The 6,499-nt window shown below is 66.0% G+C and carries 5 protein-coding genes, 1 other RNA gene and 1 pseudogene; 2 read left to right on the forward strand and 5 right to left on the reverse strand.

The genetic code is table 11. The features are described from left to right. Nucleotides 1-7: 7 nt before the first annotated feature. The 4 genes from VDP74_RS11155 to rnpB all read right to left on the reverse strand — a co-directional run bounded on the left by VDP74_RS11155 (nt 8) and on the right by rnpB (nt 3,149). Nucleotides 8-1,078, reverse strand: a complete 1,071-nt coding sequence (locus VDP74_RS11155) for a branched-chain amino acid ABC transporter permease (protein WP_322999709.1) — start codon at nt 1,076-1,078, stop codon at nt 8-10. Between the two features lie 6 nt (nt 1,079-1,084). Beyond that, complete coding sequence (locus tag VDP74_RS11160) at nt 1,085-1,792, reverse strand: ABC transporter ATP-binding protein (protein ID WP_322999710.1); 708 nt, start codon at nt 1,790-1,792, stop codon at nt 1,085-1,087. Beyond that, nucleotides 1,773-2,603 carry an ABC transporter ATP-binding protein gene (locus VDP74_RS11165; RefSeq protein WP_322999711.1) on the reverse strand — a complete coding sequence of 277 codons (831 nt, stop codon included), beginning with the start codon at nt 2,601-2,603 and terminating at the stop codon, nt 1,773-1,775. The genes VDP74_RS11160 and VDP74_RS11165 overlap by 20 nt, the downstream gene beginning before the upstream one ends. Nucleotides 2,604-2,747: 144 nt before the next feature. Next, nucleotides 2,748-3,149, reverse strand: an RNA gene (gene rnpB, locus VDP74_RS11170) — RNase P RNA component class A. Between the two features lie 127 nt (nt 3,150-3,276). On the opposite strand from rnpB, the gene VDP74_RS11175 reads away from it, so the two are divergent. After that, nucleotides 3,277-5,097: an ATP-binding cassette domain-containing protein gene (locus tag VDP74_RS11175; protein ID WP_322999712.1), complete on the forward strand. Its 1,821-nt coding sequence runs from the start codon at nt 3,277-3,279 to the stop codon at nt 5,095-5,097. Between the two features lie 55 nt (nt 5,098-5,152). Here VDP74_RS11175 and pyrC read toward each other — a convergent pair whose 3' ends face one another. Then, the gene (gene pyrC / locus VDP74_RS11180; RefSeq protein ID WP_322999715.1) at nt 5,153-6,196 is read right to left on the reverse strand and encodes a dihydroorotase; all 1,044 of its coding nucleotides are present in this window, start codon (nt 6,194-6,196) and stop codon (nt 5,153-5,155) included. Nucleotides 6,197-6,395: 199 nt separating this feature from the next. Here pyrC and VDP74_RS11185 point away from each other — a divergent pair. After that, nucleotides 6,396-6,499, forward strand: a pseudogene (locus VDP74_RS11185) (DNA topoisomerase III); the annotation flags it as partial.

Raw genomic sequence — 6,499 nt, forward strand, 5'->3', positions numbered from 1 at the left:
CGGTGTCCTAGCGTTGAGCGAACAGCCCCTGGGGCCGCATCAGCAGCACCAGGACCATCAGGATGAACGCGACGGCCGGCCCGTAGGCCGGATTCAGGAAAGCCGAGGTCAGTTGCATGGCCACCCCGATGATGATGGCACCGACCAGAGCCCCCCAGGCGCTGCCGATTCCGCCCATGATGACGGCGGCAAACAGCGGCAACAGCAGCACGAAGCCCATGTCCGGGCGCATCTGGGACGCCAGGCCGTACATGACCCCGCCGACGGCGGCCAGCGCGGCCCCGATGGCCCAGGTCCAGGCGATCACCTGTTCGGTATTGATGCCGCGCACCTGGGCCAGGTCAGGATTGTCGGCCGTCGCCCTCATGGCCTTGCCGATGCGCGTGCGCGTCAGCATCCAGTACAGCAGCACCACCAGCACCAGGGCCAGGGCGAAGACGAACAGCTGGTCGGCCTGCAGGCGCAGGCCCAGCGGCAGGTACAAGGCCGGATTGGAGCGGCCCGAATAATAGAAGTGGAAGTCCGACCCCCAGATCAGGTAGACGATGCCGCGCAGCAGGAATTCCATGCCCAGCGAGGCCATGGCCAGCAACACCAGCGGCGACTGGTGCTTGCGCAGGGGACGGTACAGCAGCCGGTCGATCACGATGGCTACGACGGCGGTGATGACCGCCGCCAGCGCCAGGCCGACCAGCAGTTCCCAACCAAAGGAAAACCGCCAGATCGGGTTGGATTGCGGCAGGGTCAGCACCACGCCATAGGTGACGTAGGCCCCCAGCGTCAGGAATTCCCCGTGAGCGAAGTTCGGGAACTTCAACACCCCGTAGCACAGGGTCAGGCCGATGCCGCCCAGGGCGATGATGCCGCCCAGCATCACGCCCCACGCGGTCAGGGACAGCATTTCCTGGGCGTTCGTGCCGGACATCCAGCCGGCGACCCACATGCCGACCAGAATCAGCGCCAGCACGCCGCCGACGAAACGGCTGCTGCGGGCGCCGCCGGAGTCCCGCGCATCGACGGCGGTCTCGGGAGCATCGGGAGGGATTTCGGTTATTGCGGATTGCGCTGAATCGACCATAGCGGATCACCCTCCCAGGTAGAGACGCCCGACATTGGGGTCGTCGAGCAGATCGCGGCCGGAGCCCTCGTGGCGGTTCTCGCCATTGGCCAGGACATAGCCGCGATGCGCCATGCTCAGGGACTGCCGGGCGTTCTGCTCGACCATGAGCACGCCGATGCCGGTTTCGTTGATGCGCGCGATGCGCTCGAAGATCTCGTCCACGAGCTTGGGCGACAGGGCGGCCGTGGGTTCGTCGAGCAGCAGCAGTTTCGGGTTCATCATCAGGGCGCTGCCCATGGCCACCATCTGCCGTTCGCCGCCCGACATCTTGCCCGCCAGCTGACGGCGGCGCTGCCGCAGCTTCGGGAACATGTCGTAGACGCGGGCCTTGTGATCGGCGAGATCGGCCTTGCCCAGCGGGAAGGCCCCCATTTCCAGGTTTTCTTCTACGGTCAGCGTGGTGAAGACGTTGGCCACCTGGGGGACGTAGCACATGCCCAGGCGCACGATCCGGTGGGGCGCCACCTGGGTGATGTCATGACCGTCGAACTGGATCGACCCCTGGCGGGGGTGCAGCAGCCCGAAGATGGTTTTCATCAGGGTGGATTTTCCGGCCCCGTTGGGACCGATGATGGAGACGACTTCGTCGGATTCGACGACGATGGACAAGCTGCGCAGGATCTCGGTGTCTCCGTATCCCGCAGTGACGGCATCAACCTGCAGCAGCGGCATATTGCCCTCCAAGGTAAGCTTCCAGCACGGCGCGATTGTTGCGCACGGATTCCGGGTTGCCCTCGGCCAATTTGCGGCCGTCGCTCATGACGATCACCGGGTCGCAGAGACTCATGACCATGTTCATGTCGTGCTCGATCAGCAGGAACGTGATGCCGCGATCACGCGCCAGGGCCTTGATGTTGGAGATGATGCTTTGCAGCAGGGTGCGATTGACCCCGGCTGCTGGTTCGTCGAGCAGGATGATCTGCGGATCGGCCATCAGCATCCGCCCCATTTCCAGCAGCTTCTTCTGGCCGCCCGACAGGTTGGCCGCGTATTCGTGCTGCACGTGGGTCAGTTGCAGGTAGTCCAGGACTTCGTGGGCCTTTTCCAGGTTGCGGGATTCTTCAGCACGAACCTGGCCCGGACACAACATCGCCTTCCACCAGTGTTCCCCGGATTGGCCTGCGGGCACCAGCATCAGGTTTTCCAGCACGCTCATGGTGCCGTGTTCGCGGGGAATCTGGAAAGTGCGGCACAGGCCACGAGCGAAGATCTGGTCGGGGCGCAGGTGGCCGATGTCCTGCCCATCCAGCAAGATGCGCCCTGAGTCGGGCGGGATGAACCCGGTGATGAGATTGAAGACGGTGGTCTTGCCCGCGCCGTTGGGGCCGATCAGCCCCGTGATGGTGCCGCGCTGCACCTGGAAGGAGCAATGATCCACGGCCCTGAGGCCGCCGAAGCTTTTTGCCAGATCATGGACTTCCAGCAAAGGGGGGCGCCGATCGTCGGATGCCCCCGACAGGGATGATGCTGTCGAATCTGTCACCGATGTGTCTCCTGCTGGATTTCCAGGGTGGGAATCCTGCCGGCGTACCTGCCACGTGCTGCCGCACAGGCCGTCGGTTCGAAAGGTGTTTTCAGAGTATCACAGCGTGCGCGGGGGCCGTATGCGCGAATTCCCTAGGCGGGAAAGCGGAACAGGTCTGTAGGCCGGATTTTGTACGCCGGGTCGCCCCGGCGGGCAATCATTCCTCTGGGCAGGCCATTGCTGGACTGCTCTAGCCATCTACCCGCATGCTCGGGCGGGCCGCCCTGTCGGCACGAAGCCGGCGCATGCCTATTTGATGTTGCTCCCGATAGAGGTTGCCGCGTTTCACCCTGCCACGCCCTGCGCGGCCAGGCCGGCAGGCAGTACGGAGTAGCCGTACCGGAGAGCCGCCCCAAGGCGGCACCCGCGTGGCAGACTCGTCTCTGTGGCCCTGTTCCTCGGCTTGCCCCGAAGGGGTTGCCGGACGGCTGTTAGCCGCTATCGCGCCCGATGGAGTCCGGACCTTCCTCGATGCCTCGGCACCGCGATTGCCCGACCTGCCCCGCCCCGGCATTGTACGGCAAGCCGGCCCGGGCAGCGCCGCCCTCAAACTGCGACAATAGGGGATGGCCGGCCGCACCCTCGCCGGGCCCGCCGCAGATCCACTCCCCTCTGTTGACCGTTTCCCCCTATGTCCGACACGATTCTCGCCCTGAACCAGGCCCAGTTGGCCTACGGCCACCATCCCCTGCTTGATCGCGCCGATCTGGCGCTCCTGGCTGGGGAGCGCATCGGCCTGATCGGCCGCAACGGCGCCGGAAAATCATCCCTGCTGCGCATCCTGGACGGCCGCACCCAGCTCGACGACGGCGAGATCCGCCGGCAGAAAGGCCTGCGAATCTCCACGGTGGAACAGGAACCCACGCTGCCGGAAGACGAAACCATCCAGCAGGTGCTCAACGGCGACATGCTGGCCTCGGAAGACTGGGCGCGCAGCGCCCGGGCGGCGGCCCTGATCGACACCCTGGGACTGGACCCCGATCTGCTCATCGCAGGGCTCTCGGGCGGCACCCGCAAACGGGTGGCCCTGGCCCGCGCCCTGGTCGAGGAGCCCGACCTGCTGTTGCTGGACGAACCCACCAACCACCTGGACTTCGACGGCATCGCCTGGCTGGAAGACCTGCTGGTCAAGTCCCGCCTGACCATTGTGCTGATCACCCACGACCGGCGCTTTCTGGACGCCGTCGCCAGCCGCATCATCGAACTGGATCGGGGCCAGCTGTTCAGCTTCCCCGGTAATTTCTCGGCCTGGCAGGCTCGCAAGGCCCAATGGCTGGAAGCCGAGCAACAGGCCAATGCCCGCTTCGACAAACTCCTGTCCCAGGAAGAAGTCTGGATCCGCAAGGGCATCGAGGCCCGCCGTACCCGCAACGAAGGCCGCGTGCGGCGCCTGGAGGCCCTGCGCCGGGAACGCACCGCACGCCGCGACCAGCAGGGACAGGTCCGTTTCGCCCTGGCGGACGGCCAGCGGTCCGGCAAACAGGTGGCGGAACTCCAGAACGTCTCGCACGGGTATGACGGCCACACGCTGATCCGCGACTTCAGCACCCTGATCCTGCGCGGCGACCGGATCGGCCTGATCGGCCCCAACGGCGCGGGCAAGACCACGCTGTTGCGCATTCTGCTGGGCGAACTGCGGCCGGACCAGGGCGCGGTGCGCCTGGGCACCAATTTGTCCATCGGTTATTTCGACCAGATGCGCGACCGCCTGGACGAATCCGCCACGCTGGCCGACACCATCAGCCCGGGCAGCGAATGGGTGGAGATCGGTGGCCAGCGCAAGCACGTCATGAGCTACCTGGAAGACTTCCTGTTCCCGGCTGCGCGCGCGCATTCCCCGGTGTCCAGCCTGTCGGGGGGCGAACGCGCCCGCCTGGCGCTGGCCCGGATGTTCGCCCAGCCCCACAACGTGCTGGTGCTGGACGAACCGACCAACGACCTGGACATCGAGACCCTGGAACTGCTGGAAAGCCTGTTGCAGGACTACACGGGCACCGTGCTGCTGGTCAGCCACGACCGCAGCTTCCTGGACAACGTCGTCACCCAGACCATCGCGGCCGAAGGCCATGGTCATTGGCAAGAATACGTGGGTGGCTATGCCGAATGGGATGCCCAGCGCCCCAGGCCCGACACCGCCCGGGGGCCCGCAACCGAAGCGACCGCCAGACCGGCCTCCTCCCAGAAGCCGAACGCCGGCGACACCGACGCGGCCCGGGCGCGCAAGAACCGCCTGGCCCCCTGGGAGGCCGAAGAACTGTCCGGGCTGCCGGACCGCATCGCCGCCCTGGAAGCCGAACAGGCGCAGCTGGCCGAGGCCCTGTCGGCCCCCGATCTGTACCGCGACGGGCCCGCCGAAGCGGAACGCATCCAGCAATCCCTGAATGACCTGGGGGCACAGCTCGACGCGCTGTTCGATCGCTGGACCGTCCTGGAAGACAAGCGCGGCGACTGAAGCCTGCCCCTGGCAACGGCAGCGGGCAAGGCCTGCCGTTGCCCGCTGCCCCGTCCTACTCGGCCTGCAGCCGCCACGCCAGAGATTCACCGGCCGCCAGGGGAATGACCTGGGTATCGGCCAGGGGCAGCGCCACCGGGATCTGTTCCGCCACGCGCTCCAGCGTCAGGGTGCCCGTATTGGGCGGCAAGCCGTAGAAGGCCGGCCCATTCAGACTGGCAAAGGCCTCCAGGCGATCCAGGCGGCCGGCTGCCTCGAAGGCCGTGGCATACAGGGCCATGGCGTGGCGAGCCGTATAGCAGCCCGCACAACCGCAATCCTGTTCTTTCGCGCCCTTCGGGTGCGGCGCGCTGTCCGTCCCCAGGAAGAAACGCGCCTCGCCGCTGGTCGCGGCATCGACCAGCGCCAGGCGATGGCGTTCGCGCTTGAGCACCGGCAGGCAGTACCAATGCGGTCGCAGCCCGCCCTGGAACAGGGCATTGCGGTTGTACAGCAGATGGTGGGCGGTGATCGTCGCCGCGACCGGCCCGGAAGCCTCGCGCACATAGGCGACCCCGTCGGCGGTGGTCAGGTGCTCGAAGACGACCTTCAGGGCGGGATACGCCTGTCGCAACGGGCGCATCACCCGATCGATGAAGACGGCCTCGCGATCGAACAGGTCGACGTCGGGATCGGTGACCTCGCCGTGCACCAGCAGGGGCATGCCGCAATCCTGCATGGCATCCAGCGTGGCCCGGCAATGCTTCAGGAGATCCGTCACCCCCGCGTCCGAATGCGTCGTGGCACCGGCAGGATAGAGCTTGACCCCGTGGATCAGCCCGGAAGCGTGGGCACGGCGGATTTCCTCAGGCTGCGTGTTGTCGGTGAGATACAGGGTCATCAAAGGCCGGAAATCCCCATCCGGCACCCCGGCCTGACGCAGAGCCGCCAGGATCCGATCCCGGTAGGCCCGCGCATCCGCAGTGGTCACGACAGGCGGTTTCAGGTTCGGCATGATGATGGCGCGGCCGAACTGGCGCGCGGAATCCAGAACCACGCTTTGCAGCACGGCCCCGTCGCGCAAATGCAGGTGCCAGTCGTCGGGACGGATCAGCGTCAAGGCCTGCGGGCTGCTGACAGCCCCCGCCGCGCCGGCGTGAACAACCGCCGCCGGCACAGGAGATGAATGGGTCGAGCGGGTCTCTTGGGTCACAGACTACATTCCTTAAAAATTTTTCACTGCTTTGCTTTGTCTTTGGGGGAAACACGCGGTAAGCTTCGGGGGCTATTCACTTAACCAAAAGTAGGAGCCTGTATTCATGGCAACCACCGAAAAGTCCGCCCGCAAGCCCAACGCGGCGTTCATGAAGCCCCTGACGCCCAGCGCCACCCTGGCTGCGATTATCGGCAAAGAAGCCGTTCC

It is taken from the genome of Castellaniella sp., from assembly GCF_034674885.1.
Lineage (GTDB): Bacteria > Pseudomonadota > Gammaproteobacteria > Burkholderiales > Burkholderiaceae_B > Castellaniella.